This window comes from Streptomyces sp. NPDC001056 (assembly GCF_053598955.1).
Map to the genome: position 1 here is coordinate 91601 of NZ_JBSFLI010000021.1, position 26299 is coordinate 117899.

26 protein-coding genes and 2 pseudogenes are annotated in these 26299 nt (G+C 72.1%); 8 read left to right on the forward strand and 20 right to left on the reverse strand.

Annotation, left to right across the window (positions count from 1 at the left end; translation table 11 throughout):
- Positions 1–340: 340 nt before the first annotated feature.
- Positions 341–814, reverse strand: coding sequence for a HEAT repeat domain-containing protein (locus tag ACWDD7_RS24245; protein WP_450458887.1), 474 nt, complete (start codon positions 812–814; stop codon positions 341–343).
- A 188-nt stretch (positions 815–1002) separates the two neighbouring features.
- Here ACWDD7_RS24245 and ACWDD7_RS24250 point away from each other — a divergent pair, with 188 nt between their 5' ends.
- The gene (locus ACWDD7_RS24250) at positions 1003–2238 is read left to right on the forward strand and encodes an MFS transporter (protein WP_450458888.1); all 1236 of its coding nucleotides are present in this window, start codon (positions 1003–1005) and stop codon (positions 2236–2238) included.
- Here the strand turns inward: ACWDD7_RS24250 and ACWDD7_RS24255 are convergent.
- Positions 2175–3338: a hypothetical protein gene (locus ACWDD7_RS24255; protein WP_450458889.1), complete on the reverse strand. Its 1164-nt coding sequence runs from the start codon at positions 3336–3338 to the stop codon at positions 2175–2177. The two genes, ACWDD7_RS24250 and ACWDD7_RS24255, sit on opposite strands and share 64 nt — an antisense overlap.
- A 236-nt stretch (positions 3339–3574) precedes the next feature.
- Here ACWDD7_RS24255 and ACWDD7_RS24260 point away from each other — a divergent pair, with 236 nt between their 5' ends.
- The 3 genes and pseudogenes from ACWDD7_RS24260 to ACWDD7_RS24270 all read left to right on the forward strand — a co-directional run bounded on the left by ACWDD7_RS24260 (position 3575) and on the right by ACWDD7_RS24270 (position 6110).
- Entirely contained in the window at positions 3575–4384 is an 810-nt protein-coding gene (locus ACWDD7_RS24260) for an NAD-dependent epimerase/dehydratase family protein (protein WP_450458890.1), read from the forward strand.
- Positions 4385–4595: 211 nt separating this feature from the next.
- Positions 4596–4850: pseudogene (locus ACWDD7_RS24265) on the forward strand (alcohol dehydrogenase); the annotation flags it as partial.
- Positions 4851–4946: 96 nt separating this feature from the next.
- Positions 4947–6110, forward strand: coding sequence for a TerD family protein (locus tag ACWDD7_RS24270; RefSeq protein WP_450458891.1), 1164 nt, complete (start codon positions 4947–4949; stop codon positions 6108–6110).
- Between the two features lie 100 nt (positions 6111–6210).
- Here ACWDD7_RS24270 and ACWDD7_RS24275 read toward each other — a convergent pair whose 3' ends face one another.
- The 3 genes from ACWDD7_RS24275 to ACWDD7_RS24285 form a co-directional block, all read right to left on the reverse strand.
- Positions 6211–7794: a TROVE domain-containing protein gene (locus tag ACWDD7_RS24275; protein ID WP_450458892.1), complete on the reverse strand. Its 1584-nt coding sequence runs from the start codon at positions 7792–7794 to the stop codon at positions 6211–6213.
- A 368-nt stretch (positions 7795–8162) separates the two neighbouring features.
- Entirely contained in the window at positions 8163–9626 is a 1464-nt protein-coding gene (locus ACWDD7_RS24280) for an alkaline phosphatase PhoX (protein ID WP_450458893.1), read from the reverse strand.
- A gap of 175 nt (positions 9627–9801) precedes the next feature.
- On the reverse strand, positions 9802–11226 hold the full coding sequence (locus tag ACWDD7_RS24285) for a hypothetical protein (RefSeq protein WP_450458894.1): 1425 nt from the start codon (positions 11224–11226) through the stop codon (positions 9802–9804).
- Positions 11227–11490: 264 nt separating this feature from the next.
- On the opposite strand from ACWDD7_RS24285, the gene ACWDD7_RS24290 reads away from it, so the two are divergent.
- On the forward strand, positions 11491–13314 hold the full coding sequence (locus ACWDD7_RS24290) for an endonuclease/exonuclease/phosphatase family protein (protein WP_450458895.1): 1824 nt from the start codon (positions 11491–11493) through the stop codon (positions 13312–13314).
- A gap of 101 nt (positions 13315–13415) precedes the next feature.
- Here the strand turns inward: ACWDD7_RS24290 and ACWDD7_RS24295 are convergent, their stop codons facing one another.
- Genes ACWDD7_RS24295 through ACWDD7_RS24310 form a run of 4 tightly spaced genes read right to left on the reverse strand, consistent with a single transcriptional unit; the run spans position 13416 to position 15323 of the window.
- Complete coding sequence (locus tag ACWDD7_RS24295; protein WP_351876678.1) at positions 13416–14009, reverse strand: DUF3618 domain-containing protein; 594 nt, start codon at positions 14007–14009, stop codon at positions 13416–13418.
- On the reverse strand, positions 14006–14431 hold the full coding sequence (locus ACWDD7_RS24300) for a phage holin family protein (protein ID WP_450458910.1): 426 nt from the start codon (positions 14429–14431) through the stop codon (positions 14006–14008). Before ACWDD7_RS24300 ends, ACWDD7_RS24295 begins: the two co-directional genes overlap by 4 nt.
- A 59-nt stretch (positions 14432–14490) precedes the next feature.
- Positions 14491–15186 (reverse strand): hypothetical protein, encoded by a 696-nt coding sequence (locus tag ACWDD7_RS24305; RefSeq protein ID WP_351876679.1) that lies wholly within the window; start codon positions 15184–15186, stop codon positions 14491–14493.
- Positions 15183–15323 carry a hypothetical protein gene (locus ACWDD7_RS24310; protein WP_285553606.1) on the reverse strand — a complete coding sequence of 47 codons (141 nt, stop codon included), beginning with the start codon at positions 15321–15323 and terminating at the stop codon, positions 15183–15185. The genes ACWDD7_RS24305 and ACWDD7_RS24310 overlap by 4 nt, the downstream gene beginning before the upstream one ends.
- Positions 15324–15491: 168 nt before the next feature.
- Here ACWDD7_RS24310 and dapA point away from each other — a divergent pair, with 168 nt between their 5' ends.
- A complete protein-coding gene (gene dapA / locus ACWDD7_RS24315) occupies positions 15492–16391 on the forward strand; it encodes a 4-hydroxy-tetrahydrodipicolinate synthase (protein ID WP_450458896.1) in 900 nt (299 codons plus the stop codon).
- A gap of 34 nt (positions 16392–16425) precedes the next feature.
- Positions 16426–16698: pseudogene (locus tag ACWDD7_RS24320) on the forward strand (hypothetical protein); the annotation flags it as partial.
- Here ACWDD7_RS24320 and dapD read toward each other — a convergent pair.
- The 11 genes from dapD to ACWDD7_RS24375 form a co-directional block, all read right to left on the reverse strand.
- Complete coding sequence (gene dapD, locus ACWDD7_RS24325; RefSeq protein ID WP_450458897.1) at positions 16695–17681, reverse strand: 2,3,4,5-tetrahydropyridine-2,6-dicarboxylate N-succinyltransferase; 987 nt, start codon at positions 17679–17681, stop codon at positions 16695–16697. The pseudogene ACWDD7_RS24320 and the gene dapD overlap by 4 nt on opposite strands.
- A gap of 68 nt (positions 17682–17749) precedes the next feature.
- The gene (locus tag ACWDD7_RS24330; RefSeq protein WP_351876682.1) at positions 17750–18280 is read right to left on the reverse strand and encodes a TetR/AcrR family transcriptional regulator; all 531 of its coding nucleotides are present in this window, start codon (positions 18278–18280) and stop codon (positions 17750–17752) included.
- Positions 18280–18603 carry a DMT family transporter gene (locus ACWDD7_RS24335; RefSeq protein ID WP_351876683.1) on the reverse strand — a complete coding sequence of 108 codons (324 nt, stop codon included), beginning with the start codon at positions 18601–18603 and terminating at the stop codon, positions 18280–18282. The genes ACWDD7_RS24330 and ACWDD7_RS24335 overlap by 1 nt, the downstream gene beginning before the upstream one ends.
- Positions 18604–18752: 149 nt before the next feature.
- On the reverse strand, positions 18753–19085 hold the full coding sequence (locus ACWDD7_RS24340; RefSeq protein ID WP_037656710.1) for a metal-sulfur cluster assembly factor: 333 nt from the start codon (positions 19083–19085) through the stop codon (positions 18753–18755).
- Positions 19082–19549 carry a Fe-S cluster assembly sulfur transfer protein SufU gene (gene sufU / locus ACWDD7_RS24345; RefSeq protein WP_018545778.1) on the reverse strand — a complete coding sequence of 156 codons (468 nt, stop codon included), beginning with the start codon at positions 19547–19549 and terminating at the stop codon, positions 19082–19084. The genes ACWDD7_RS24340 and sufU overlap by 4 nt, the downstream gene beginning before the upstream one ends.
- Before the next feature lie 17 nt (positions 19550–19566).
- On the reverse strand, positions 19567–20823 hold the full coding sequence (locus tag ACWDD7_RS24350; RefSeq protein ID WP_351876684.1) for a cysteine desulfurase: 1257 nt from the start codon (positions 20821–20823) through the stop codon (positions 19567–19569).
- The gene (sufC, locus tag ACWDD7_RS24355; RefSeq protein WP_392211367.1) at positions 20820–21584 is read right to left on the reverse strand and encodes a Fe-S cluster assembly ATPase SufC; all 765 of its coding nucleotides are present in this window, start codon (positions 21582–21584) and stop codon (positions 20820–20822) included. Before sufC ends, ACWDD7_RS24350 begins: the two co-directional genes overlap by 4 nt.
- A gap of 7 nt (positions 21585–21591) precedes the next feature.
- Positions 21592–21909: a non-heme iron oxygenase ferredoxin subunit gene (locus ACWDD7_RS24360; protein WP_351876686.1), complete on the reverse strand. Its 318-nt coding sequence runs from the start codon at positions 21907–21909 to the stop codon at positions 21592–21594.
- On the reverse strand, positions 21906–23090 hold the full coding sequence (gene sufD / locus ACWDD7_RS24365; protein ID WP_392211366.1) for a Fe-S cluster assembly protein SufD: 1185 nt from the start codon (positions 23088–23090) through the stop codon (positions 21906–21908). Before sufD ends, ACWDD7_RS24360 begins: the two co-directional genes overlap by 4 nt.
- 56 nt (positions 23091–23146) lie before the next feature.
- Complete coding sequence (gene sufB / locus ACWDD7_RS24370) at positions 23147–24568, reverse strand: Fe-S cluster assembly protein SufB (RefSeq protein WP_351876688.1); 1422 nt, start codon at positions 24566–24568, stop codon at positions 23147–23149.
- The gene (locus ACWDD7_RS24375) at positions 24565–25299 is read right to left on the reverse strand and encodes a helix-turn-helix transcriptional regulator (RefSeq protein ID WP_392211364.1); all 735 of its coding nucleotides are present in this window, start codon (positions 25297–25299) and stop codon (positions 24565–24567) included. Before ACWDD7_RS24375 ends, sufB begins: the two co-directional genes overlap by 4 nt.
- Positions 25300–25482: 183 nt before the next feature.
- On the opposite strand from ACWDD7_RS24375, the gene ACWDD7_RS24380 reads away from it, so the two are divergent.
- Complete coding sequence (locus ACWDD7_RS24380) at positions 25483–26295, forward strand: aminoglycoside N(3)-acetyltransferase (RefSeq protein WP_450458898.1); 813 nt, start codon at positions 25483–25485, stop codon at positions 26293–26295.
- Positions 26296–26299: the final 4 nt, after the last annotated feature.

The window sequence follows — 26299 nt, forward strand, 5'->3', positions numbered from 1 at the left end:
AGGGCGGCAGCCGGGCCGTGAGCGGGACGGGGACCGGGCACGGGGGCCGTGGACGAGCAGGGAGGAGATCCGCTCCCCGTCGGCGTGGCACCCGGGCGGACAACGGGAGCGGCAGGCGTCGCCGGCGAAGGCGAGGCCCACCGCGTGCAGGAGGGCGAGCCCGCCGGGCGGGGCCGCGAGGGCGGTGGCGACGGCCGGGGCCCCCAGGCGCCGCGCGGTCCCGCTCCGCGCGGTTCACCGGGGCCTGAACCGACGCGATGTGCTGTGCCGGTACGGTCCGGCGAACCGGCGCCGGGGGTACGGCCACACGGACGCGGGCCCTCGCGCGAAAGCCGTCGGGCTACTCGTCCCCGGCCCCGCCCGCTCGTCCGCCCTCGCCCGCGCAGCCGCTCCCGTCGCCGCTCCACGCCAGGATCTCCGCGGCGCCCCGGCGGACGGCCGCCCGCGGGTCTCGGGCGAGCCGTGCGCAGACCGCCGCGACCGCCGCCGCGTCCGGCTCCCCACCGGCTCCCGCGAGCGCGTCCCACATCCCGGTCCGCAGCCAGTCGGCCTGGTTGTCATCGGCCTCCGGCACGGCGCGCGCGAGCAGTCGCAGGGCGTCCACCGTGCCGGCCCGGACCAGGGCCTCGGCCGTCCGCCGGGTCACCGCGGTGTCGGCGGCGTCCAGCAGCAGCCTCGCCAACGCCTCTGCGGCTTCCGGTACTTCGGCGCTGCGCGCGAGGTCGCGTCCGGCGCGGGCGCGGCGCGACCACGAGGCGGAGCCGGCCTCGGCGAGGGCCGCGCGCAACGCGTTCGTCGTCTCCTTCTCCGGCACGGACGAACCATCTCACGCACCGGGCGAACCGCTCACACCCGGGTGAACCCCTCAGGGCGGAAGCCGAGCTTCTCAGGAACTCCCGGGCGAGTACCTACGGGGCGACCGGCCTACGGCCCGGTAGTCATCGGTGAATAGGGCATCCGACCGATCCGCGCGGACCCTCCTCAGACCCACGATGACGTGGTATGACGACCTCCCCGACCGTGCTCCGTGTGCTGCGCGACCGCAACGCGGGCCGGTATCTGACCGGCCTGGTGGTGAACGCCTTCGGCAGTTCCGCGCTGTGGCTGGCCTCCGGCATATGGGTGAAGGACCTCACGGGGTCCAACGGCCTCGCGGCTCTGTGCCTGCTCGCCCTGTGGGCCCCCACGCTGGCGGGCCCGGCCCTCGGCACCCTCGCCGACCGCTTCCGCCGCAAGCCCCTGATCATCACCGTGAACCTCGCCGTCGCCGCCCTGCTCCTCAGCCTCTTCGCCGTCGACTCCCCCGCCCGCCTGTGGCTGCTGTTCACCGTCCTCTTCCTGTACGGCACCGCCGACGCCGTCACCGGCGCGGCGGAGTCGGCCCTCGTCACCGCGGTCGTCCCCGCGGCCCTCCTCGGCGACTTCAACGGGCTGCGGATGACCATCACGGAGGGTATGAAGCTCGTCGCCCCGCTCACCGGCGCGGGCCTGTACGCGGCCTTCGGCGGCCCGGCCGTGGCCGCTCTCGACGCGGGCAGCTTCGCCGTCACCGCCGCGCTGTGCGCCCTGCTGCGCGTGCGCGAGGAGCGGCCGGCACCCCCGGACCGCGGTGGCTGGCGCCGCCGGACCGCCGAGGGCGTCCGGTACCTGTGGCGGCACGACGGCCTGCGCCCCCTGGTCCGGGCCGGCGGCACGACGCTGATGCTCACGTCCCTCGCCAGTGCCGCGCTGTACGCCGTGATCGACCGCCTCGGCCACTCCCCCGCCTATGCGGGCGTGCTGTACGCCGTCCAGGGCGCGGGCTCGGTGACGGTCGGGCTGCTCACCGGCCCCGCGCTGCGCCGGCTCGGCGAACGGCGGTTCGCGGCGGCGGGGATCGCGCTGACCGGTCTCGCGGTGATCACGCGGGCCGTCCCCTGGGACGTGGTGGCGCTCGTGTCCTCCCTGGCGGCCGGGCTGGGCCTGCCCTGTGTGCTGATAGCCGCGCTCACCGCCGTGCAGCGGGAGACTCCGGGCCCGCTGCTGGGCCGGGTGACGGCCACCGCGAACACGCTGATGTACACGCCGAACGTCATCGGGCTCGCGGCCGGCGCCGGACTGGTCGAACTGGCGGGCCCCGGGCTGCTGCTGCCCTGCTACGGCCTCGCCATGCTGGCGACCGCGGCCCCGCTCGTTCAGCGCGCCGCCAGCGCCTCGCGCACCGCCGCGAGATCCTCGTCCGATGCCAACCCGGCGTGATACAGCCGCAGTTCGGTCGCGCCGGCCGACTTCGCGCGGGCCGCGTCCGCGGCGAGGGTGCGGGGGCTGCCGCCCATCCCGGTGACGATGCCGAAGTTGGCCGCCAGCACGGTCCGTTCGCGGGCGTGCGCGGCGAAGGGTGCCAGCAGGTCCGTATCGCCGGTGCAGGGGACCACGACGCCGTCGGCCACGGAGAGGATGTGCGCGGGGTCGACGCCCGCGTTCGCGCCACAGTGCTCGGGGACGGGGTCGGCGTGCAGCAGGACCTGGAACCCCGCGGGCGCGGCGGCGCGCACGGCGGCCACGGCCTCCTCCTGGAGGGTGCGGGCGGCCGTGTCCCGCCAGGCCCGTACGGCGGCGGCCCGCTGCTCGCCGAGCACATCCGCCACCACCGGCAGGCCCCGGTCGGCCGTCGCGCCCCGCCACAGCGGCTCCAGCGCGGCCCGCACCGCCGAGGCCAACTCCTCCGCGTCCAGGCCCTGTTCACCGTAGCCCGTACGGCAGGAGGGACAGAAGCACAGGGACATCAGGTACTCCCCGGCCTCCCCGAGGGGCACGCCGGAGATCTTGTCGTGGGCGTGCAGGTGCGCCAGTCCGTACCAGCCGAGGGACTCCAGCTCGGTGCCCCGGGCGCCGGGGCGTACGGCGGCCTCGGCGGCGAGGTCGACGAGGTAGGCGCGGGTGCCCGGCTGCGCGATGCAGGGAGCCCACGGGTAGCGGTCGCCGTAGGCGTTGACGACGGAGGTGTCCGGATGGTCCGTGCCCAGGCGGGAGTTGTGGGCGAGCACCACCCAGGTGTACACCGCGAGCCCGGCGTCGGCGAGCGCCCGCGCGGCCTCGCCGTGGGCGTCGCCGGGGGCCCAGGGGCCGGCGGAGCGTGGGCGGAGAGCGCGGCCCGTCCAGCGGTCGCCCGGCGGGTAGAGGACGGCCGCGTGCTCCGCGGTGACGATGCGGTGGCGGGGGTGGCGCGGGGTCAGGGCACGGGTGGAGTGGTAGGCGGCGGCGAGGGTCACCTGCGCGACACCGAGCCCGGCGATGCGGGCGGGAGCGCCGGGGTCCCCGTTGACGTCCCAGGGGTAGACGAACGCGGCGGCCTTCACGCGGACTCCTCGTGCTCACGGGGCGGTGGCCCGCACGCCCTGCGCCGGGCCTGCGCACGCGCCCTCGCCCTCGCCCTCGCCCTCCGACGGGCGTACATTCTCCTGACCGATGTCCATATTCATGAACGGGCCTCACGCTAGGCGCCTCACGTGGGGCGGTCAAGGAGCATGGACCGGGGGACCCCGTCCCCTCAAGCGCCCACGCCCCACGCGTATCGACCCCGAGGAGACCGAGGATGCCCGCACCCCGCACCGTCCTGCTCACCGGCGCGGCCGGCCGGATCGGCACTCTGATGCGCTCCCTGCTGCCGGAGTACGGCTACGGCCTGCGCCTGTTCGACGTCCGGCCCGTCGAGGACGCGCCGGACGCGATCACCGCGGACCTCACGGACACGGAGGCGCTGCGCGAGGCGGTGCGGGGCGTGGACGCGGTGCTCCATCTGGCGGGCATCTCCCGGGAGGCGACCTTCGAGAAGATCCTGAAGTCGAACATCGAGGGCACCTACCGCCTGTACGAGGCCGCGCGCGAGGCGGGCGTGCCCCGGATCGTGTTCGCCTCCTCCCACCACGCCGTCGGCTACACCCCGGTCCCGCGCCCCGGCGAGCCGGCGATCCTCGTCGAGGCGCCGCACCGCCCGGACACCTTCTACGGCCTGTCCAAGTGCTTCGGCGAGGACCTGGCCCAGTTCTACTGGGACAAGCACGGCCTGGAGACCGTCTCGGTGCGCATCGGCTCCTGCTTCCCGGAGCCGAACAGCGTGCGCGCCCTGTCGATCTGGCTCAGCCCGGCCGACGGCGCCCGGCTCTTCCACGCGGCCCTGACCGCCGAGGGCGTCGGCCACACCGTGGTCCACGGCTCCTCCGCCAACACCCGCCGGTGGTGGGACCTCGGCGGCGCGCGGGCCCTCGGCTACGAGCCGCGGGACGACTCGGAGCCGTACGCCGCGAAGCTCCTCGCCGAGCAGGGCGAGCCGGACCCCGCGGACCCGGCCCAGCGCCTGCTGGGCGGCCGCTTCGTCACCGACCCGCCGATCTGGCCGTACTGAAACGGGCGGGCGGGCGCCGAACGGGCCCGCCCGCCGCCGTATCCGGGCACGCGGGACGCCCGTTTCCACCCCGCCGCGCGCCGCCGCGCAGGTCCGCGGCGGGCACGTCCGCGGGGAAACGGGCCCAAGCGGGCAGCATCGGGCGGGCAACAGGCCTGGTCAGGGTGGCACCCCGGCGGTACAACTTCCCCCATGGGCCCGAACGGGCAGTTCTTTCCTCCAGTTCGGGGTCGCCGACTACGCCACCCGGGTGACGATCGACCCGTACCGCGTCTACAACCAGGAGATCACCATCACCGGTTCGATGGCGGTGCTGCACAGTTACGAGCGGGCGGCGGAACTCTTCGCGAACGGCGTCCTCGACCCGCGGGTCTTCATCAGCGACCGGATTCCGCTGGAGCGGTACCCGCAGGCGCTGGAGCAGTTCGCGGCGGGGGTGGGGCGGAAGATCGTCGTGGTGCCGTGAGGGGACGGGCCGGGGTGCCGTGAGGGACCGGTGAGGCCGTGCGGGTGGTAAGGGAACGGTAAAGCGGTTTCGTTCGTTACCCCCCACATGACAGCTATGACCCCTGGCTCGAACATCCCGCTCTCCGCCGCGCGCGTCACGGTGGACGTGGCCGCTCCCGTGCGGCTGGACGTCTCGGGCCTGCTGCTCACGGGCGACGGCAAGGTGCGCTCGGACGACGACTTCATCTTCTACAACCAGCCGGCCGGACCGGGCGTGACCTACCGCTCCGGCGGCGGTACCGCGCCCGACGCGATCACGGTCGACACCGCGGCCGTGCCGCCGGGCATCGAGAAGATCGTGGTCACCGCCAGCCCGGACGCGGCGGGCCAGACCTTCCAGGGCATCGAGCCGACGGCCACGATCCGCGACGCGGAGGGCGGCGCGGTACTGGCCACGTTCACGCCCCCGCAGCTCGGCACCGAGACCGCGCTCGTCGTGGTGGAGATCTACCGCCGGGGCGGCCAGTGGAAGGCCCGCGCGGTCGGCCAGGGGTACGCGAACGGGCTCGCGGGCATCGCGACGGACTTCGGGGTGACGGTGGAGGAACCGGCCGCGGCGCCGGCGGCGCCCCCGCAGCCGACGGCACCGCCGGTGGCCCCGCCGGTGCCCGCGGCGCCGCCGGCCCCGGCCCCGGGCGCGGGGAAGATCAACCTGGACAAGGGCCGGGTCAGCCTCCAGAAGAACCAGACCGTGTCGCTGGTCAAGGGCGGCCGACCGCTGCTCTCCCAGGTGCGGATGGGGCTCGGCTGGGAGCCGGCGTTCCGGGGCGGCGACATCGACCTCGACGCGTCGGTCATCGCCTACGGTCCGCGACGCAACCACGTCGACAGCTGCTACTTCGGCAAGCTGACGATCCTCAAGGGCGCGGTCAAGCACTCGGGCGACAACCTCACGGGTGAGGGCGCGGGCGACGACGAGGTGATCGCGGTCGACCTCGGCCGCATCCCCCAGGAGGTCACCGGCCTCGTCTTCACGGTCAACTCCTTCTCCGGCCAGAAGTTCACCGATGTCGCCAAGGCCTACTGCCGCCTCGTCGACGCCGCGACCGAGGAAGAACTGGTCCGCTTCGACCTCACCCAGGCCGAACCGCAGACGGGCGTCATGATGGCCAAGCTGATCCGCCAGTACTCGGGCGAGTGGGAGATGACGGCCCTCGGCGACTTCGTGAAGGCGAGGACGGTCCGCAACATGGTGGACCCGGGCGCGAAGGCTCTGTGACCGCGGGGGACTCGCCGTGGCGCCGCGGGCAGGCCTCGACCGCGGGCGCGTCGGGGCCGTTCGCACGGCTCCCGGCGCCCCCTTCGGGGCACTGCCCGGTTCACGACTCCCAGGGCCACCGCGCGTCCCGTGCCGCCTCCAGCAGCGGCACCATGCGGAACGCCGCGTCCGACAGCCCCCCGAAGGTGTGCCGGTGCGCCGAACCGGACGGCCCGTGGCCCGCCCGGTACCCCTCCAGGTTCCACGTGTAGACCGGCACGTCCGCGGGGATCTGGTCCGTCGGTTCGCCATGGCGGTTGGCGGCGTGCTGCTCGTCCGTCACGATCACCACCCGGTCGTGCCCCCGGTAGTGCTGCCGGATCGCCCCGGCCGTATCCGTCCCCCCGAGGTTCCCGAACCGCTCCAGGATCTTCAGCACGGACTCCCCGCGCCGGAACGCCACCCCGGCGCTCGTCGACCCGAACTCCACCAGATCCGCGGACGCCGCCCGCACCGCCACCGCCGTCCCGAAGATCGCCGCCGCGTCCGCGCGGGTCAGCTGGGAGCCGGCCCCGGACGCCGCCCAGAACATGGACCCGGACCGGTCGACGAGCACGAGCGTCCGCCCCGGCAGCGCCGGCACGTTCGCCAGCGAGTGGCCGAGCGCCCGCTCCAGCGGATACGCCCACCGCAGTGAGGGCACGTGCTGGTACGCGGCGAGGTAGCGGAAGGGGAACTGCCGCGACCGCGCCACCTGCTCGGGATCGCTGATCCGCGCGGCGACCCGCTCGGCCACCGGGTCGGAGACGCCCGCCTCGTCGAAGTTGCGCAGGTTCCGCACGAGCGCCATCACGCCCATGGACGGGATCACCGCCTCCCAGGCCGCCTTGTCCATCGGCCCCTGGAGCCACCCGGCCAGCGCCTCCCAGGTGATCCCGGCCGCCGCGAGCCGCTCGGCGCCGCCCGGGGACGTGACGACCGCCCGCCGCTCGGCGACCGGCAGCGCCATCAGTTCGCGGCGCGCGGTGAGCAGCGGCAGCGCGGCGGGCGGCACGGCCGTCGCCGGGTGGTGCCGCCGGTCGAGCGCGTACCGGAACAGCTCGCCCTGCCAGGGCTTGTCCGGGTCCGGGGACGCGTGCACGAGGTTGAGGATGTCGCCGAAGCGGTAGCCCTTGGCAGCCGTGTCGTACTTCAGCAGCGCCTTGGGGTGGTACAGGCGTCGCACGGCGTCGGCGATCCCGCGCTTGACGGGCTTGGGGACGGCGCGGCCGTACCGCGACATCCAGTACGCGAGCAACTCGCCCGGTTCATCGGGCCGTTGCAGTACGTGGTCCACGACCTGACGGTTGGCGGGTCCGCCGGTGGCGCCCGCGGTCAGCCGCGCGTGCACGTACTCGGCGGCGCCCACGATCGACGCGGTGCGCATGTTGCCCTCGCCGCGCAGCCAGCCGAGCAGCCCCGCGGTCCACTCCGGGTCGCGGACGGCGAGGTCGCGCACGAGCCGGGCGAAGCGGTCGTCGCGGTCGTCACCGGTCTCGTAAAAGGTTTTCTGCGAGACGAGGTTGGAGACGGCGAGCAGGAAGAGCTCCGAACGCGCGTCGCGCTCATGGCCGTTGCCGCCCTCGTGCGTGCGCAGGGTGCGGCCGTTCGTGGTCACCGCGGACTTCGGCGATGCCTTGGCGGCACGCGTGTTGAATCGCGCCATGGTGAATTCCCCCGAATCCAATGGTCACTTCGGAGGGAGGCATGCCAGAGGGAAGGGACCCGGGAGCGGGCCGGGCACCCACCGTGTGGCACGCCTCCCGAGATCAGGGTGGGCTGCGGCGCGGAATCTCATACGAAAGAAGGAGCCGCCGCCCGGCGCACCGGGAGGTGCGTGAAGAAGTACGGTGTCCAGAGATCGAGGGCGGCTGAACCGACGGTTGGTGCTCTGCCACTGAGCTACACCGGCCCGTTGGTACCGGTGGCGGGAGTCGAACCCGCGGCCTCCCCATAAGAGTGGAAGTAGGTCCTGCCTGTCGCACCTGGACAGGCATCACTCTAGGAGGACGGCCGCGGGTCGGGCGAGCGAATTTACTCCTTCTTCTGGCGCTTCCAGGGCCCGGTGATCGCGAGCATGATGCCGGGCGTCTGGATGTTGGCGTACAGGGTCCGCCCGTCGGGCGAGAAGGTGACGCCGGTGAACTCGCTGTACTCCGGCTCCTCCTCGGTGCCGATGTTCAGCTCGTTGCGCGCGATCGGGTACGTGCGGCCGCTGTCGGTGGCGCCGAACAGGTGCTGCACGCCCTCGCCGTCCTCGGCGATGACCAGACCGCCGTACGGCGAGACGGTGATGTTGTCCGGGCCGTCGAACGCGCCGTCCTTCGCCGGGTCCGGGTTCACGCCGATCAGCACCTTGAGGGTGAGGGTCCGGCGCCGGGGGTCGTAGAACCAGACCTGGCCGTCGTGCTGGACCGGGCTCTCCGCGCGGGCGAAGGAGGAGACGATGTAGACACCGCCGTCGCCCCACCACATGCCCTCCAGCTTGCGGGCGCGGGTGATCTGGCCCTCGCCGAACTGCTTGCGCGTGGAGACCTGCTGGGCGTCGCGGTCGGGCACGTCCACCCAGTCGACGCCGTACACCGTGCCGGTCCTGGTGGCGCGGGAGAGGTCGTCCACGAACCGGCCGCCGGAGTCGAAGCACTTGAAGGCCTGGAGGGCGCCCGCGTCGTCGGCGAGGGTACGCAGCTTGCCGCGGCCGTGGCGGAAGCCGGCCGGCGGGGTCCAGCGGTAGAGCAGGCCGTTGGGGCCCGCGGCGTCCTCGGTGAGGAAGAGGTGGCCGCGCCCGGGGTCGACCACGACGGCCTCGTGGGCGTAACGGCCCAGCGCCTTGATCGGCTGGGGGTCGCGGTTGGCCCGGTGGTCGGCCGGGTCCACCTCGAAGACGTAGCCGTGGTCCTTGGTCATGCCGTTGCGGCCGGCCTTGTCCTCGGTCTCCTCGCAGGTCAGCCAGGTACCCCACGGAGTCTTGCCGCCCGCGCAGTTGGTGGAGGTTCCGGCGATGCCGACCCACTCGGCGACGTGGTCGCGGCGCACCTCGACCACGGTGCAGCCACCGGCCGCGGCGGGGTCGTACACCAGGCCCTCGGTGAGCGGCACCGGGTACGTCCACTTGGCGCGCGGGCCCGCCAGCTCGTGGTTGTTGACGAGGAGGGTAGTGCCCCGGGGTCCCTCGAAGGTGGACGTGCCGTCGGGGTTGGACGGCGTGAACTCGCCCGACTCCAGGCGGGTCCTACCGCTGTAGGTGATGATCCGGTAGCTGAAGCCCGCGGGCAGGGCGAGGATGCCGTGGGGGTCGGACTCCAGCGGACCGTAGCCGACGCTGGAAGGACCGTGATCGTGGCCCTGGGCCGACGCGGCGTCCGGGTGCGCGGCGTCGGTCTCCGTGGACGCGAGGGCGTTCGGCGCGGTGGCCAGCACGCCGGCGCTGCCCGCCAGGGCGATCCCGGCGCCGGTGATCGCGGAGGTTCTGGCGAAGTCCCTGCGGGTGAGCGACATGGTGTCTCCTGAGACGGGTGGGTGTGCCGTGGAGGGCGGCGGACCTCGTTCGGCGCACACGCTCCCGCCGTTGCCTGAACGCCGGTTGAACACGGGGCTGCACCCAGGACCCTTGTTCAAGAATCCGTCTACGCATTCCCATGGCAATCCCAAGCGCCGGCCACCCCCCGCGCGCTCAGCCCCCCTGCTGCGAGCGCGCCTTGAAGGCCGCCTTCCGGGCCTCCTTCGCCACCTTCTTGTCCGGGTGCAGGCGTCCCATCGCCTCCAGCACATCGGCCGTCGCCGGATGGTCCACCCGCCACGCCGCCGCGAAGAACCCGCTGTGCTGCTCGGCCAGCCCCTCCACCAGGGCCCGGAGTTCCTCGGAGTTGCCCTCGGCGGCCAGTTGCGCGGCGACGGTGTCGACGGTCAGCCAGAACACCAGGTCCTGGGACGGCGCGGGCACCCCGGTGGCGCCCCGCTCGCTGAGCCACACCCGGGCGAGTCCGCCGAGTTCGGGATCGTCCAGCACCTCCCGCAGCGCGGGCTCCGCCTCCCCGCCGACCAGGGACAGCGCCTGCTGGCAGCGCAGCCGTCGCAGCGGCCCCCCGGCATCCGCGCCCCGGGCCGCGGACAGCAACTCCCGTGCGGCGGCGAGCGGTTCGTGCCGGGCCAGCCACAGCTCGGTCTCGGCGAGGGCGGCCGAGGGGCCGAACGCGGCGGTGCCGTCGAGCAGTGCGTCCGCGCCCTTGTCGGCGAGTTCACCGACCACCGGGGCCTCGAAGCCGGCCTCCACCAGCCGCGCCCGCAGCCCGTAGGCGCCGAGCGGGGTGAGCCGCACCATGCCGTAGCGGGTGACGTCGGTCTCCTCCACCGGCGCGGCGAACTCCTCGTCGCCGTCCGCCATCAGCGCCTCGTCCACGGGCCGGTACTCGACGAGTCCGATCGGCTCCAGCGTCCGGAACTGGTCGTCGAGCCGCATCATCGCGTCGGAGACCTGCTCCAGCACGTCGTCGGTGGGCTCGCCCATGCCGTCCGGCACGATCATCGACGCGGCGAGCGCGGGCAGCGGAACGGGGCCCTCCCCGGCGCCGTCCTCACTCACCGTCAGCAGATAGAGGTTGCCGAGGACGCCGTCGAGGAACTCGGCCTCGCCCTCGGGGTCCCAGTCGAGTGACGAGAAATCGATCTCGCCGCCCTCGTCCAGCGCGTCCACCAGGTCGTCCAGATCGGGCACGCTCGCATCGGCCAGCACGGTCTCCAGCGCGGCGAGCCACACGGTGAGCACCTCGTGCGGGGAGCCGGTGAGCAGCGCCAGGGCCTCGCCCGCCCGGACCGTCCCCGTCTCCTCGTCGGCGATCTCGACCAGTCCGGAGTCCAGCGCGACCCGCCAGGCCTCGGCGGCGTGGGCGGCCGCGTCGTCGCCGGTGAGCCCGAGCCGGCCGGCGGCGGCCGGCAACTGCTCCTCGACCAGGCTGCCGCCCGCGTCCACCCGGGTGCCGGGGCCGGCCCAGCGGGCGAGGCGGGCCGCCCGGGAGAGCAGGGGCGTGGACAGCGCGGCGTGCGCCAGCTCCGCTTCGGGGTGCAGCCGTACGGGCGGCAGGGGCGAGCTGTCTGACATCGGCTGGATCTCCTCGGACCGTGAAACGTGCTCAGCCCCTCAGCCTAGACGGATTTCCACCCATGCCGACCGGTTCATCTCCTCGTCGCCCCCGGTACATGGCCGAAACCTTGACAAGTCCCGTGCGCAGGCTGGAGATTGACGCGCGTAGAAGTCGGGGGACGGCCGTTCACCCGGCTCTGCGCGTGTCACGGAGGGCAACGGCCCCCACACGCACCCGTTCCGCCTCGTCCCGGCGCCCCGTAACATCCCCGGAGGGATCCCTTGCCGAGCAGGTCCACCGCGCGTCTCGCCGCGCTCACCGTCGCCGCCGTATGCTCCGCCGCGTCGGCCGTCGTCCTCACCTCCCCCGCGCACGCCGACGCGGTGCGCATCCACGACATCCAGGGCACCACGCGCCTCTCGCCGTACGCCGGGCAGAAGGTGACGGACGTGCCGGGCATCGTCACCGCCACGCGCGGCTACGGCTCGTCCAAGGGCTTCTGGATGCAGGACACGACGCCGGACGACGACCCGGCCACCAGCGAGGGCATATTCGTCTTCACCAGCTCCGCGCCGAAGGTCGCCGTCGGCGACTCGGTGACGGTGACCGGCACGGTCTCCGAGTACGTCCCGGGCGGCGCCGCGTCCGGCGGGCAGTCCGTCACGGAGATCACCAAGCCGACGATCGCCACCGTCTCCACCGGCAACGCCGTCCCGGCGCCGGTCGTCATCGACGCGCAGTCGGTGCCGGACCAGTACACGCCGCAGGGCGACACCGCCGACGGTGGCTCGATCAACAACCTGCCGCTCCGGCCCGACACGTACGCCCTGGACTACTACGAGTCCCTTGAGGGCATGAACGTCCAGGTCGAGGACACCCGCGTGGTGACCGCCACCGACCGGTACGCCGAGCTGTGGGTCACGGTGAAGCCGGACGAGCACCGCAACAGCCGCGGCGGCACGGTCTACGGCTCCTACGACTCGCAGAACACCGGCCGGCTCCAGATCCAGTCGCTGGGCGCCACCGCCGACTTCCCGAAGGCGAACGTGGGCGACACGCTCACCGGCACCACCACCGGCCCGATGGACTTCAACCAGTACGGCGGCTACACCCTGGTCGCCGGCCGGCTCGGGACGCTCCAGAGCGGCGGCCTCCAGCGCGAGACCACCGAGAAGCAGACCGGCAGGCAGCTCGCGGTCGCGACGTACAACGTCGAGAACCTCGACCCGTCGGACAACACGTTCGCCCAGCACGCCGCGGCGATCGTGAACAACCTGCAGTCGCCCGACATCGTGTCCCTGGAGGAGATCCAGGACGACAACGGCGCCACGGACGACGGCACGGTGGACGCGAGCGTCACCGTGAACAAGCTGATCGACGCGATCGTCGCGGCGGGCGGCCCGACGTACGACTGGCGCGCGATCGACCCGGTCAACGACAAGGACGGCGGCGAGCCGGGCGGCAACATCCGCCAGGTGTTCCTGTTCAACCCCGCGCGAGTGTCCTTCGTGGACCGCGCGGGCGGCGACTCCACCACCGCGGTGGGCGTCACCAAGGAGTGCGGCAAGGCCCAGCTGACCGTCTCCCCGGGCCGGATCGACCCGTCCAGCGCCGCCTGGGAGAACAGCCGCAAGCCGCTGGTCGGCCAGTTCGTCTTCCGGGGCAAGACCGTCTTCGTGATCGCCAACCACCTGACCTCCAAGGGCGGCGACCAGAACCTGACCTCGCAGTACCAGCCGGTGACGCGCAGCTCGGAGATCCAGCGCCACGCGCAGGCGCAGGAGGTCAACGCGTTCGTCAAGGACATCCTGAAGGTCCAGAAGAACGCGGAGGTGCTCGCCCTCGGCGACATGAACGACTTCGAGTTCTCCGGCACCGCGAAGATCCTCGAAGGTGACGGCGAACTGTGGTCGGCGATCAAGTCGCTGCCCGCGAGCGAGCGTTACACCTACGACTACCAGGGCAACTCGCAGGTCCTGGACCAGATCCTGATCAGCCCGGCGGTCCGCCGCGACGACTTCGCGTACGACAGCGTGCACATCAACTCGGAGTTCAACGACCAGATCAGCGACCACGACCCGCAGGTGCTGCGCTTCCGCCCCTGACCCGAAGGGGTCCGGGACCGGCCGAACACCCCGTTCGGCCGGTCCCGCGCTCACCCGGCCGCCCGGCCCGCCACACGTTCACCGGGGTGCCTTCCGGGTGTTCAGCGGCCGCGCCTGCGACGCAGCACCCCGGCCGCGATCAGGGCGGCCAGACCGACGGCGCCCGCCATCAGCACCGGGCGGGGCACCCCTCGTAGACCTTCGGCCGCCTTGTGGGCGGGCGGCGCGAGCCGGCGCTGGGCCACGGCGGCCTTGTCCTGCACGAGGTGTCCGGCGTCCAGGGCCCTGCTCTGGGCCTGGTGCCCGGCCGCCATGGCCCGGTCGCGCAGCGGCTGCCCGTCAGGGGACGCACCGTGCCGGGCGACCCGGTGCTGGAGCGTGTGCCCGGTGCGCGCGGCCGTCCCCTGCACGGCATGACCCGCCTGCGCTGCCCGCCCCTTCATCGCCTGGGCCGCGTGCGTGGCCCTGCCCTGGGCGCCCTGTCCGGCGTGCGCGGCGCTGGAGCGCAGCTGCACGGTCATGGCACCGGCCTTGTCCATCAGGTCGGCGGCCCGGGCCCGCGCGCGGCCCTTCACATCGGCGCGGCCCACCAACTGGGCCACGGTGTCGCCGAGTTGGTTCCTGGTCTGCTCGATCTGGTGCCGCAGTTCGTCGGGGCCCTTGGCACCCGAGCCGTGGGGGGTCCTGTGGGTCATCGATGTGCCCTTTCCTTGATCACGTCGACATCGGCCCGGACGCTGCCGAGGGTCTCCTCGGGCATGGGCGATCCGGCGCGGCGCAACTGGGCGCGTCCGGTGGCGGCCAGCGCGGCGGCGGCGGCGAACAGCACGGCCGCGACGATCAGCGCCGCCGCCCACAGGGGCAGCACCAGGTCGAGGGCGGCGGTGGCCGCGCCGGCCAGCACGATCAGTCCGACGTAGCCGAGGGCGCCCGCGGCGCCCAGCAGTCCGCCGCCGCGTCCGGCGCGCCTGCCCTTCTGGGCCAGCTCCGCCTTGGCGAGGGCGACCTCCTGCCGCAGCAGCAGGGAGAGCTGCTCGGCGGCGCGATTGACGAGTTCCCCCGTGGAGGGGTGCCCGTCGAGTGCGGGGCGCGTGTGCGGTCGCGTGTGCGAGGTCATGGTCACGGTGTCCCGCCTCCTCTCTGTACGGAACATCCGGGTACCCGGACCGGGGAGCGTCAGCCCTTGTCCGCGCCCCCGGTCCCGCGGTCGCCGAGACGCGCGAGCTGCGACTGGAACCAGTCGAGCCGCGCCTGCAACAGAGCGGCCTCGGCGACCAGTTCGGGCACACCCAGCTCCTCGTCCGCCGTCGGTCCGAGGACCGTCCCGGCCCCGATGCCGCCGTCCGCCCGCACCCGCAGGCCCTCCCCGGCGAGCCGGGCGAACTCCGCGAGGGTGACGGACGTACGGCCGCGCGCGCAGCCCGCGCAGCCGGGGGCGAGGGCACGCCAGCCGGGGCGGCCCCAGCCGGCGTCGGCCAGCAGGGCCGCGGTGGCACCGCAGGCGCAGGGGCCCGCGACGGCGGTGCGCACCCGCTGCCGGGCGTAGCGGAATCCGCGCTCGAAGCGGATGTAGGCGCCGAGCACGGAGACTTCGAGCAGAAGCGCGGTGCGGTGCTCGGCGGTGCAGCGCAGGGCGTCGGCGGCGGCACGGTCGTGGACGCAGTGGAAACCGCAGTCGCACAGCCGCGCCGGCGGGCGGTGCCTGCGGCCGTAGACACAGGACGCCTCGGCGAGGACCCCGTACGGAAGCGCACCGCCGAGCGACACTCCGGTGAACCCCGCCCGGGTGCCGTCCACGGACAGCACCGGGTGGGCGATCTTGTAGCCGGTCGGCGGCTCCGTGGGGCGTTCCGCCGGGAGCCGCAGTCTCATCGGGCGGCCGGAACCTCTTCGCGGGCCGGCTCGGCCGGTGCGGTGCGGGCGGCCTCGACGGGCTGCCGGGTCTCTTCCTCGTGGACCTGCGGCCGCTCCTCGGCGACCCCGGTGGCCAGTGCCTTGCCGAGCTTCATGGTGCCTCCATGACTGACGTCGGTGATGACCCTTCGCCCATAGTGACCCATGAGGGGCCGAGTTGGACACACGACCTTGCGCCACACCCGAACAGGTAAGCAAACTTACCGATACTCTGAAGAAGAATTAAGTAGAGCTACATCGAAGACCTGCCGACACTTACGTGCATGACGATCACACACAGGTCCTCCCCCTTCGGCCGCACCCTCTGCGCGATGATCACCCCGTTCACCGAGGAGGGCGCGCTGGACCGGGCGGGCGCGCAGGAACTGGCCGCCCACCTGGTGGCGGAGGGCTGCGACGGCCTGGTCCTCAACGGCACCACGGGCGAGTCGCCGACCACCACGGACGCCGAGAAGGCGGAACTGATCACGGCCGTACGGGAGGCGGTCGGCGACCGGGTCCCCCTGATCGCGGGGATCGGCACCGCCGACACCCGGCACACCACCGAACTGGCCCTCGCGGCACAGAAGGCGGGCGCCGACGCCGTCCTGGTCGTGGCGCCGTACTACAGCAGGCCGCCCCAGGACGCCGTGGCCGCCCACTTCCGCGCCGTCGCCGACGCCGGCGGCCTGCCGGTCCTCCTCTACGACATCCCCGGCCGCACCGGCACCCGCATCGCCCCCGAGACGATCCTCCACCTGGCCGAACATCCCCGGATCGTGGGCGTCAAGGACTGCTCCTACGACTTCCTGGGCACCCAGAAGGTCCTGTCCCGGACGGACCTGGCCTACTACGCGGGCTGCGACGAACACAACCTCGCTCTCTACGCCGTCGGCGCGGCCGGCTGCATCAGCACCGTCGCCAACGCGGCCCCCCGCCACATCGCCGCCGTCCTCGACGCCTACGACGCCGCGGACACCGCCCGAGCGGCACAACTCCAGCTCCGCGCGACCCCGTTGATCGAGTCCATGATGTCCGCGGGCCTTCCGGGAACGGTCACCGCCAAGGCCCTCCTGGCCCGACTCGGCCTCCCCGCGGGGCCGGTCCGCGCCCCGCTGCTCCCCGCCTCCCCCGACGTGACGGCCGAACTGCGGGCGCGGTACGAGGAGCTGACCGGCTCCTGATCCCCGGCCGGACCGCCTGCCGTACGGTGTCCCCGTGAGCCGCCCTCCGCTGTTCCTGGACGTCGACGGTCCCCTGAACCCGTACGCGGCCCAGCCGGAGCGCCGGCCCGAGGGCTACACCACGATCCGGGTGCCCCTGCGCTCCCGCCGCCCGCCGCGGGTCTGGCTGAATCCGGCCCACGGCCGCGAACTGCCGTCCCTCGGCTACGAGCTGTGCTGGGCGACGACCTGGATGGCCGAGGCCAACCGCTGGATCGCCCCCCTCGCCGTGGGACGAGGGGCGCTACCGGCGTGCGCGGCAGGTCAGTTGTGGCTGTGCAGGATGTCGTTCAGGCCGCCCCAGACCGCGTTGTTCGGGCGGGCCTCGACCGCGCCGGTGACCGAGTTGCGGCGGAAGAGGATGTTGGAGGCGCCGTTGAGGTCGCGCGCCTTGACGATCTGTCCGTCGGGCATGGTGACACGGGTGCCGGCGGTGACGTAGAGGCCGGCCTCGACCACGCACTCGTCGCCGAGGGCGATGCCGACGCCCGCCTCGGCGCCGATCAGGCAGCGCTCGCCGATGGAGATGATCACGTTGCCGCCGCCGGACAGGGTGCCCATGGTGGAGGCGCCGCCGCCGATGTCCGAGCCGTCGCCGATGACGACACCGGCGGAGATGCGGCCCTCGACCATCGAGGTGCCGAGGGTGCCGGCGTTGAAGTTGACGAAGCCCTCGTGCATCACGGTGGTGCCCGCGGCGAGGTGCGCGCCCAGGCGGACCCGGTCGGCGTCGGCGATGCGGACGCCCTTGGGGACGACGTAGTCCGTCATGCGGGGGAACTTGTCGATCGAGGTGACCTGGAGGTGCAGGCCCTCGGCGCGGGCGTTCAGCCGCACCTTCTCGATGTCGTCCACGGCGACCGGGCCGAGCGAGGTCCAGGCGACGTTGGCGAGGTGGCCGAAGACGCCGTCCAGGCTCAGGCCGTGCGGCTTGACCAGGCGGTGCGACAGGAGGTGCAGGCGCAGGTAGGCGTCGTGCGCGTCCAGCGGCTTCTCGTCCAGCGAGGCGATGACCGTACGGACCGCGACCACCTCGACGCCCCTGCGGGCGTCCGGGCCGGTCGCCGCGGTCGCGCCGCCGCTCAGCAGCTCCGCCGCGCGCTCGGCGGACAGCCGCTCGGTGCCGGCCGGGCCCGGCTCCGCCACCAGCTCGGGCGCGGGGAACCAGGTGTCGAGGACGGTGCCGTCGGAGGCGATCGTGGCGAGGCCGGCGGCGACGGCGCCGGTGGTACGGGAAGCAGTGTCGGTCATGGGAAAAACCTAACGTGGCACGGGGTGCGGGAGCGAACCGTGTCTCATGTGCCGGTCGGGGGTCCCCCTCAGCCGATCACCCGCCCGAGCGCCTCCCGCGCATACCCCTCGTCGTACACCCCACCCGTGAGCAGCACCTGAAGGCAGATGCCGTCCATCAGCGCGAGCAGCGCCCGTGCCGTCACCGGGTCGACACGGGCGGACAGGCGCGCGGTCGTCTCCTCGGTCCACCGGGCGGCCACGGGCCGCAGGGCCGGGCGGCGCAGCGCGGCGAGGTACAGCTCGTACTCCAGCTCCGCGCCGGGGCGGTCGCCGTTCAGCCAGTCGCCGAGGACCCGGGCGAGTCCGGCCGCGAGGTCGCCGCCGTCCAGTGCCCCGCTGCCGTCGAGCACCGCGGCGAACCCCTCGTTCGCCTGGCACAGGGCGGCCACCAGCAGGTCGTCCAGGGTGGCGAAGTGGTACGTGGTGGAGCCGAGCGGCACATCCGCCTCCGCGGCGACCGTGCGGTGGCTCAGCCCCGCGAGTCCGTCGCGCCCGGCCACCCGGATCGCCGCGTCGATGATCCGCTGCCGCCGGTCGGGGTCGTAGCGCCGGGCCATCAGTGGCTCGTTCCGCCGAGGTTCAGCACCACCACTCCCCCGATGATCAGCAGGATCCCCGCGACCTTCACCGCGCTGAGCCCCTCCCCGAACAGCAGCAGCCCGAGCACGGCGATGGCCGCGGTGCCCACCCCGGACCAGATCGCGTACGCGGTGCCGATCTGCACCGTCTTCAGCGTCTGCGCCAGCAGCAGGAAGGACACCAGATACCCCAGCGCCGTCAGCAACGAGGGCCCGAGCCTGCTGAACCCCTGGCTGTACTTCATCGCTGTCGTGGCGGTCACCTCGGCGGCTATGGCGCCGGCGAGCGTCAGATATCCCATGTGTACGAGCGTACACATGATGTGTACGCTCGTACACAAACGGGTCCGCGGCGAGGCGCGTCCAGGCGGACGACCGTGCGTCCGGGCATGCGAAAGGGGCCACGGCATCACTGCCCTGGCCCCTCGCTCACGCCGGATGCGGTCGGACGTCAGACGTTGAAGCCCAGCGCCCGCAGCTGCTCGCGGCCCTCGTCCGTGATCTTGTCCGGACCCCACGGCGGCATCCAGACCCAGTTGATCCGCAGCTCGTTGACGATGCCGTCCGTGGCCGACTTGGCCTGGTCCTCGATGACGTCCGTCAGCGGGCAGGCCGCGGAGGTGAGGGTCATGTCCACGGTGGCCACGTTGGAGTCGTCCACGTGGATGCCGTAGATCAGGCCGAGGTTGACGACGTCGATGCCCAGCTCGGGGTCGACCACGTCCATCAGGGCCTCGCGGAGTTCCTCCTCCGAGGCTGGCTTCATCTCGACGGTGTCGCTCATGCGGTCTTCCTTTCGGCTTCGGCGCCACCCAGCGCCTGGGCCGTCGCGTCCTTCCACGCCATCCAGCTCAGGAGGGCGCACTTGACCCGCGCGGGGTACTTGGAGACACCGGCGAACGCCACCGCGTCCTCCAGCACCTCCTCCATCGCGTCGTCCGGTTCGATCCTGCCCTTGGACTGCATCAGCTCCAGGAAGGTCTCCTGGATCTTCTGCGCCTCGGGCAGGTCCTTGCCGACGAGGAGTTCGTTCAGCACGGAGGCCGAGGCCTGGCTGATGGAGCAGCCCTGGCCCTCGTACGAGACGTCCGCGATCTTCGTGCCGTCGTACTTCACGCGGAGGGTGATCTCATCGCCGCACGTCGGGTTCACATGGTGCACCTCGGCGTCGCCATCCCGAAGACCACGCCCGTGCGGGTTCTTGTAGTGGTCCAGGATGACTTCCTGGTACATCGAGTCCAGCTTCACGGTTTTCGACACGCCTCTCAGCCGAAGAAGTTCCGTACGTACTCCAGTCCGTCGACCAGAGCGTCGATCTCGGCCGGCGTGGAGTACAGATAGAACGACGCTCGCGTGGTCGCGGGAATTCCGTAGCGCAGGCAGACCGGACGGGCACAGTGGTGGCCGACACGGACCGCGATGCCCTGCTCGTCCAGGACCTGGCCCACGTCGTGCGGGTGGATGTCGCCCAGGGTGAAGGAGATCGCGGCGCCCCGGTCCTCGGCCGTGGTGGGGCCGATGATCCGCAGGTCGGGGACCTGGGACAGGCGCTCCACCGCGTACTGGGTGAGCGCGTGCTCGTGGGCGAGGATCTTCTCCATGCCGAGGGACGACAGGTAGTCGATCGCCGCGCCCAGGCCGACCGCCTGCGCGATCGGGGGCGTGCCCGCCTCGAACTTGTGCGGCGCCGGGGCGTACGTCGAGGAGTGCATCGAGACGGTCTCGATCATCTCGCCGCCGCCCAGGAACGGCGGCAGGTCCTCCAGCAGCTCCTGGCGGCCCCACAGGACGCCGATGCCGGTCGGGCCGCACATCTTGTGGCCGGTGAAGGCCACGAAGTCGGCCTGGAGGGCCTGCACGTCCAGCGGCATGTGCGGCGCGGCCTGGGAGGCGTCGACGCACACCAGCGCGCCGACCTCCTGGGCGCGGCGCACTATCGCCTCGACCGGGTTGAGCGTGCCCAGGATGTTGGAGACCAGCACGAAGGAGACGATCTTCGTCTTCTCGGTGATGATCTCGTCGATGTTCGACAGGTCCAGGCGGCCGTCGTCGGTGAGGCCGAACCACTTCAGCTTCGCGCCGGTGCGCTGCGCCAGCAGCTGCCACGGCACGATGTTGGAGTGGTGCTCCATCTCCGTGATGACGATCTCGGTCTCGTGGTCGACCCGGTAGGGCTCGTCGGCCCAGCCCAGCATGTTGGCCACGAGGTTGAGGGACTCGGAGGCGTTCTTGGTGAAGATCACCTCGTCGCGGCTCGGCGCGTTGATGAACTCCGCCACCTTGTCGCGCGCGCCCTCGTAGAGTGCCGTGGCCTCCTCGGCGAGGACGTGCACGCCGCGGTGGACGTTGGCGTTGTACCGCTCGTAGTACTCGTTCAGGGCGTCCAGTACCTGGCGCGGCTTCTGGCTGGTCGCCGCGTTGTCCAGGTACACGAGCTTCTTGCCGTCGTGGACGACGCGGTCCAGTACGGGGAAGTCCTTGCGGATCGCCTCGGTGTCGAGGAGGCCCGACAGATGCGTCACGCGGATGCGCCACCCTTCACGTATGCCTCGTAGCCCTCGTTCTCCAGCTTGTCCGCGAGCTCCGGGCCGCCGGACTCGACGATCCGGCCGCCGGCGAACACGTGCACGTGGTCGGGCTTGATGTAGCGCAGGATGCGCGTGTAGTGCGTGATCAGCAGGGTGCCGACCTCGCCGGTCTCGCGGACGCGGTTGACGCCCTCGGAGACGATGCGCAGCGCGTCGACGTCCAGGCCCGAGTCGGTCTCGTCCAGGATCGCCATCTTCGGCTTGAGCAGTTCGAGCTGGAGGATCTCGTGGCGCTTCTTCTCACCGCCGGAGAAGCCCTCGTTGACGTTGCGCTCGGCGAAGGCGGGGTCCATGTGGAGACGCTCCATGGCCTCCTTGACCTCCTTCACCCAGGTGCGCAGCTTCGGGGCCTCGCCGCGCACGGCGGTGGCGGAGGTGCGCAGGAAGTTGGAGACCGAGACGCCGGGGACCTCGACCGGGTACTGCATCGCCAGGAACAGGCCCGCGCGGGCGCGCTCGTCGACGGACATCTTCAGGACGTCCTCGCCGTCGAGGGTGACGGTGCCGTTGGTGACGGTGTACTTCGGGTGCCCCGCGAGCGAGTAGGCGAGGGTCGACTTGCCGGAGCCGTTGGGGCCCATGATGGCGTGCGTCTCGCCCTGCTTCACGGTGAGGTCGACGCCCTTGAGGATCTCCTTCGTGGCGTTGTCGGCCTCGACGGTGACGTGCAGGTCTCGGATTTCAAGCGTTGCCATGGATGCCTCAGGACTCCTGGGTGAGGGAGACGAGAACGTCGTCCCCTTCGATCTTTACGGGGTAAACGGGGACGGGGCGCGTGGCCGGGAGGCCGGACGGCTTGCCGGTGCGCAGGTCGAAGGCGGAGCCGTGCAGCCAGCACTCGATCTGGCAGTCGTCCACCTCGCCCTCGGAGAGCGAGACGTTCGCGTGCGAGCAGATGTCGTAGATCGCGAACACCTCCCCCTCGGTCAGGACGACCGAGACCGGCGTGCCGTCGAGTTCCACCCGCTTGGGGGTGCCCTCCGCCAGCTCGCTCAGCCCACAGACGCGTACGAAACTCATGCGACCGACGCCTCCAGCTCCTGCTCGATCCTGGCGAGCAGACGCTCCTCGATGTCGGCGACGCCGATCTGCTGGACCAGTTCGGCGAAGAAGCCGCGCACCACCAGACGGCGGGCGTCCTGCTCCGGGATGCCGCGGGCCATCAGGTAGAAGAGCTGCTCGTCGTCGAAGCGGCCGGTGGCGGAGGCGTGGCCGGCGCCGACGATCTCGCCGGTCTCGATCTCCAGGTTCGGCACCGAGTCGACACGGGCGCCGTCGGTGAGGACCAGGTTGCGGTTCATCTCGTAGGTGTCGGTGCCCTCGGCCCCGGCCTCGATGAGTACGTCGCCGATCCAGACCGCGTGCGCGTCGTCGCCCTGGAGCGCGCCCTTGTAGACGACGTTCGACTTGCAGTGCGGGGTGTTGTGGGTGACCAGCAGGCGGTGCTCCTGGTGCTGGCCCGCGTCGGTGAAGTACAGGCCGTACAGCTCGGCCTCGCCGCCGGTGCCCGCGTAGGTGACGCGCGGGTGCAGCCGTACGACGTCGCCGCCGAAGGTGACGACGACGGACTTGAAGGACGCGTCCCGGCCGATCAGCGCGTTGTGCTGGGCCACGTGGACGGCCTTGTCGTCCCAGTCCTGGACGCAGACGACGGTGAGCTTGGCGCCGTCGCCCAGCACGTAGTCGACGTTGGCGGCGAGCACCGCGTCACCGGTGTGGTCGATGACGACGACGGCCTCGGCGAAGGCGCCCAGCTCGATCACCTGGTGGGCGAAGGCGGTGCCGCCCTGGCCGTGCACGGTGATGCGGACGGGCTCGGCGAGGACGGTGTCCTTGGCGACGGTCACGACCGAGGCCTGCTCGAAGGCGGAGTACGCCTGCGCGGCGATCCGGTCCACCGGGGTGCCCGCCCGGCCGAGGCGCGCGTCGTCGCGGCCGACGGTCTCGACGGTGACGCCCTCGGGGGCCCGCACGTCGACCTTCACGCCGTCACCGGTGGCGGCGGCGGTGCCGTCGTGCAGCCCGCGCAGCCGCTCCAGCGGGGTGAACCGCCACTCCTCCTCGCGGCCGTGGGGGACGGGGAAGTCCGCCACGTCGAAGGACGGGGGCACGCTCATGCGCGTGGCGACGGTCGACTCCGCGGCGACCGCGATCGAACCCGTGGTGGTCGATCCCACGGGGATGTTCTGAGCCTCAGCCATGGCTGTCGTCTTGCTCGCTTTCTCAGGTCAGTGGCGTGATGTGGGGCGGCGGGCGATCAGCCGACCGCGCCCTCCATCTGCAGCTCGATCAGCCGGTTGAGCTCCAGGGCGTACTCCATGGGCAGTTCCTTGGCGATCGGCTCGACGAAGCCGCGCACGATCATCGCCATCGCCTCGAACTCGGAGAGACCGCGGCTCATCAGGTAGAAGAGCTGGTCCTCGGAGACCTTGGAGACGGTCGCCTCGTGGCCCATGGACACGTCGTCCTCGCGGACGTCGACGTACGGGTACGTGTCGGAGCGGGAGATGGTGTCGACGAGCAGCGCGTCGCACAGCACGTTCGACTTGGAGCCGTGGGCGCCCTCGCCGATCTCGACCAGACCGCGGTACGACGTACGGCCGCCGCCGCGCGCCACGGACTTCGAGACGATGTTGGACGACGTGTTCGGCGCCATGTGGACCATCTTGGAGCCGGCGTCCTGGTGCTGGCCCTCGCCCGCGAAGGCGATGGACAGGGTCTCGCCCTTGGCGTGCTCGCCCATCAGGTAGACGGCCGGGTACTTCATCGTCACCTTGGAGCCGATGTTGCCGTCGATCCACTCCATGGTCGCGCCCTCGTACGCCACGGCGCGCTTGGTGACCAGGTTGTAGACGTTGTTCGACCAGTTCTGGATGGTCGTGTAGCGGCAGCGGGCGTTCTTCTTGACGATGATCTCGACCACGGCGCTGTGCAGCGAGTCCGACTTGTAGATCGGCGCGGTGCAGCCCTCGACGTAGTGCACGTAGGCGCCCTCGTCGACGATGATCAGGGTCCGCTCGAACTGGCCCATGTTCTCCGTGTTGATACGGAAGTAGGCCTGGAGCGGGATCTCCACGTGCACGCCCTTCGGCACGTAGATGAAGGAGCCGCCGGACCACACGGCCGTGTTCAGCGCGGCGAACTTGTTGTCACCGGCCGGGATGACGGTGCCGAAGTACTCCTTGAAGAGCTCCGGGTGCTCCTTGAGGGCGGTGTCGGTGTCCAGGAAGATGACGCCCTGCTCCTCCAGGTCCTCGCGGATCTGGTGGTAGACGACCTCCGACTCGTACTGGGCGGCCACGCCGGCGACCAGGCGCTGCTTCTCGGCCTCGGGGATGCCCAGCTTGTCGTAGGTGTTCTTGATGTCCTCGGGCAGGTCCTCCCAGGACTCCGCCTGCTTCTCCGTGGAGCGCACGAAGTACTTGATGTTGTCGAAGTCGATGCCCGACAGGTCCGAGCCCCAGTTCGGCATGGGCTTCTTCTCGAAGAGCTTGAGGCCCTTCAGGCGCAGCTTGGTCATCCACTCGGGCTCCGACTTCTTGTCGGAGATGTCGCGGACGACGTCCTCGTTCAGACCGCGCCGGGCGGAGGCACCGGCAACGTCGGAGTCGGCCCAGCCGTATTCGTACTTGCCCAGGCCCTCCAGCTCAGGGTGGGCAGTCTCCGTGGGGAGAGTCATGCGGGGTTCCTCCCGGCCGTGCTTGCAGGTGCGTCAGTGGAAATCTTGGGAATGAACGTCGTGCAGACGCCGTCGCCGTGCGCGATGGTCGCCAGTCGCTGGACGTGGGTACCCAGCAGGTCGGCGAAGATCTCCGTCTCCGCCTCGCACAGCTGCGGGTACTGCTCCGCGACATGCGCGACCGGGCAGTGGTGCTGGCAGAGCTGCTCGCCGACCGGTGCGCTGCGCGCCGTAGCAGCGTACCCGTCCGCGCTCAGGGCCCTGGCCAGCGCTTCCGCGCGCTTGTCGGGGCTCACGCTCTCGATCGCCCTGCGGTACGCGCTCGCCTGGGAGGCGATCCGGGCGCGGGCGAAGGCGGAGACCGCCTCGGCCCCGCCCTCGTGCTCGGCGATCCAGCGCAGCGCGTCCGCGGCCAGCTTGTCGTACGACTGGTCGAAGGCGTCGCGACCGCAGTCGGTGAGCGCGAAGACCTTCGCGGGGCGCCCGCGCGTGCGCGCGCCGTAGACGCGCTGTTCACGCGCCTCCACGACGTCGTCCGCGACCAGCGCGTCCAGGTGGCGCCGGACGGCCGCCTGGGTGAGTCCCAGCCGGCCCGCGAGCTCGGCGACGGTCGACGGCCCGTGGTCCAGGATGGATCGCGCGACACGGTTGCGCGTGGAGCGCTCACCGGTCGCGAGTTCCTCCTGCGGGGCCCCCGTGAGGGCCTCCCGAGCCTCGCCGACGTTTTTCACAACGCCATTGTTGCGTAATTCCTCCGGGCCTGACAAGCGCCGTCCGGATCACCGGCCGGTGCCCTGCATCACTTAGGTCTGCCTAATCTGACCTGCGGAAACGATCTCTGATCGATCATCCCTGGCCCGCCCGGCCGGGAAACCGGTGGCGCCCCGCGTGCCCGTCCGGAAGACTCCCGGACCATGGCGACACCCCCTCCGACCGGGCCTCTTGTCACACGGGACGGCATCGCCGCCCGGCTGCGGCTGCTCGGTGTCGAAAGCGGCGAGACACTACTCGTACATACGGCGCTGAGTTCCCTCGGATGGGTGAACGGCGGGGCCGTGGCGGTCGTCCAGGGACTTCTCGACGCCCTGGGCCCGGACGGCACCCTGGTCGTCCCCGCCCACTCCTCCGACCTCTCCGACCCGGCCCTGTGGGCGAACCCGCCGGTGCCCGAGGAGTGGTGGGACCGGATCCGGGCCACGATGCCCCCGTACGACCCCGGCATCACCCCCACCCGCGGCGTCGGGGTCGTCCCGGAGACGGTGCGCACCTGGCCGGGCGCCCGGCGCAGCGCGCACCCGCAGACCTCCTTCGCCGCCGTCGGCGCGCGGGCGGCGGAGATCACCGCGGGCCACGCCCCCGACTGCCGGCTCGGCGAGCAAAGTCCCCTGGCCCGCCTGGAGAAGGCGGGCGCCCGCGTGCTGCTGCTCGGCGCGGGGTACGACGCCTGCACCGCCTTCCACCTGGCCGAGTACCGCGTACCCGCGCCGCTGGTGCGGGTCGGCCGGCCCGCGCCCGGCGGCTGGGAGACGGTGACCGAGGTGTCGATCACCTCCGATCGGTTCGAGGAGCTGGGGCGCGACTTCGAACGGGAGCGCCCCGTCGTCCGCGGGAAGGTGGGCGCGGCGGACACCCGGCTGTTCCCGGTGGCGGACGCCGTGGCCTACGCCCAGGGGTGGCTGGCGGCGCGGCGGCCCCGTGCGAGGGAGTTCCCGCACCCCGGCGACTGATCGA

Excerpts from the sequence above, each read along its gene's own strand:
- ACWDD7_RS24250 (WP_450458888.1), top strand. The coding sequence starts at position 1,003 with ATGACGACCTCCCCGACCGTGCTCCGTGTGCTGCGCGACCGCAACGCG.
- ACWDD7_RS24260 (WP_450458890.1), top strand. The coding sequence starts at position 3,575 with ATGCCCGCACCCCGCACCGTCCTGCTCACCGGCGCGGCCGGCCGGATC.
- ACWDD7_RS24270 (WP_450458891.1), top strand. The coding sequence starts at position 4,947 with ATGACCCCTGGCTCGAACATCCCGCTCTCCGCCGCGCGCGTCACGGTG.
- ACWDD7_RS24275 (WP_450458892.1), bottom strand. The coding sequence starts at position 7,794 with ATGGCGCGATTCAACACGCGTGCCGCCAAGGCATCGCCGAAGTCCGCG.
- ACWDD7_RS24280 (WP_450458893.1), bottom strand. The coding sequence starts at position 9,626 with ATGTCGCTCACCCGCAGGGACTTCGCCAGAACCTCCGCGATCACCGGC.
- ACWDD7_RS24285 (WP_450458894.1), bottom strand. The coding sequence starts at position 11,226 with ATGTCAGACAGCTCGCCCCTGCCGCCCGTACGGCTGCACCCCGAAGCG.
- ACWDD7_RS24295 (WP_351876678.1), bottom strand. The coding sequence starts at position 14,009 with ATGACCCACAGGACCCCCCACGGCTCGGGTGCCAAGGGCCCCGACGAA.
- ACWDD7_RS24300 (WP_450458910.1), bottom strand. The coding sequence starts at position 14,431 with ATGACCTCGCACACGCGACCGCACACGCGCCCCGCACTCGACGGGCAC.
- ACWDD7_RS24305 (WP_351876679.1), bottom strand. The coding sequence starts at position 15,186 with ATGAGACTGCGGCTCCCGGCGGAACGCCCCACGGAGCCGCCGACCGGC.
- ACWDD7_RS24310 (WP_285553606.1), bottom strand. The coding sequence starts at position 15,323 with ATGAAGCTCGGCAAGGCACTGGCCACCGGGGTCGCCGAGGAGCGGCCG.
- dapA (WP_450458896.1), top strand. The coding sequence starts at position 15,492 with ATGACGATCACACACAGGTCCTCCCCCTTCGGCCGCACCCTCTGCGCG.
- dapD (WP_450458897.1), bottom strand. The coding sequence starts at position 17,681 with ATGACCGACACTGCTTCCCGTACCACCGGCGCCGTCGCCGCCGGCCTC.
- ACWDD7_RS24330 (WP_351876682.1), bottom strand. The coding sequence starts at position 18,280 with ATGGCCCGGCGCTACGACCCCGACCGGCGGCAGCGGATCATCGACGCG.
- ACWDD7_RS24335 (WP_351876683.1), bottom strand. The coding sequence starts at position 18,603 with ATGGGATATCTGACGCTCGCCGGCGCCATAGCCGCCGAGGTGACCGCC.
- ACWDD7_RS24340 (WP_037656710.1), bottom strand. The coding sequence starts at position 19,085 with ATGAGCGACACCGTCGAGATGAAGCCAGCCTCGGAGGAGGAACTCCGC.
- sufC (WP_392211367.1), bottom strand. The coding sequence starts at position 21,584 with ATGGCAACGCTTGAAATCCGAGACCTGCACGTCACCGTCGAGGCCGAC.
- ACWDD7_RS24360 (WP_351876686.1), bottom strand. The coding sequence starts at position 21,909 with ATGAGTTTCGTACGCGTCTGTGGGCTGAGCGAGCTGGCGGAGGGCACC.
- sufD (WP_392211366.1), bottom strand. The coding sequence starts at position 23,090 with ATGGCTGAGGCTCAGAACATCCCCGTGGGATCGACCACCACGGGTTCG.
- sufB (WP_351876688.1), bottom strand. The coding sequence starts at position 24,568 with ATGACTCTCCCCACGGAGACTGCCCACCCTGAGCTGGAGGGCCTGGGC.
- ACWDD7_RS24380 (WP_450458898.1), top strand. The coding sequence starts at position 25,483 with ATGGCGACACCCCCTCCGACCGGGCCTCTTGTCACACGGGACGGCATC.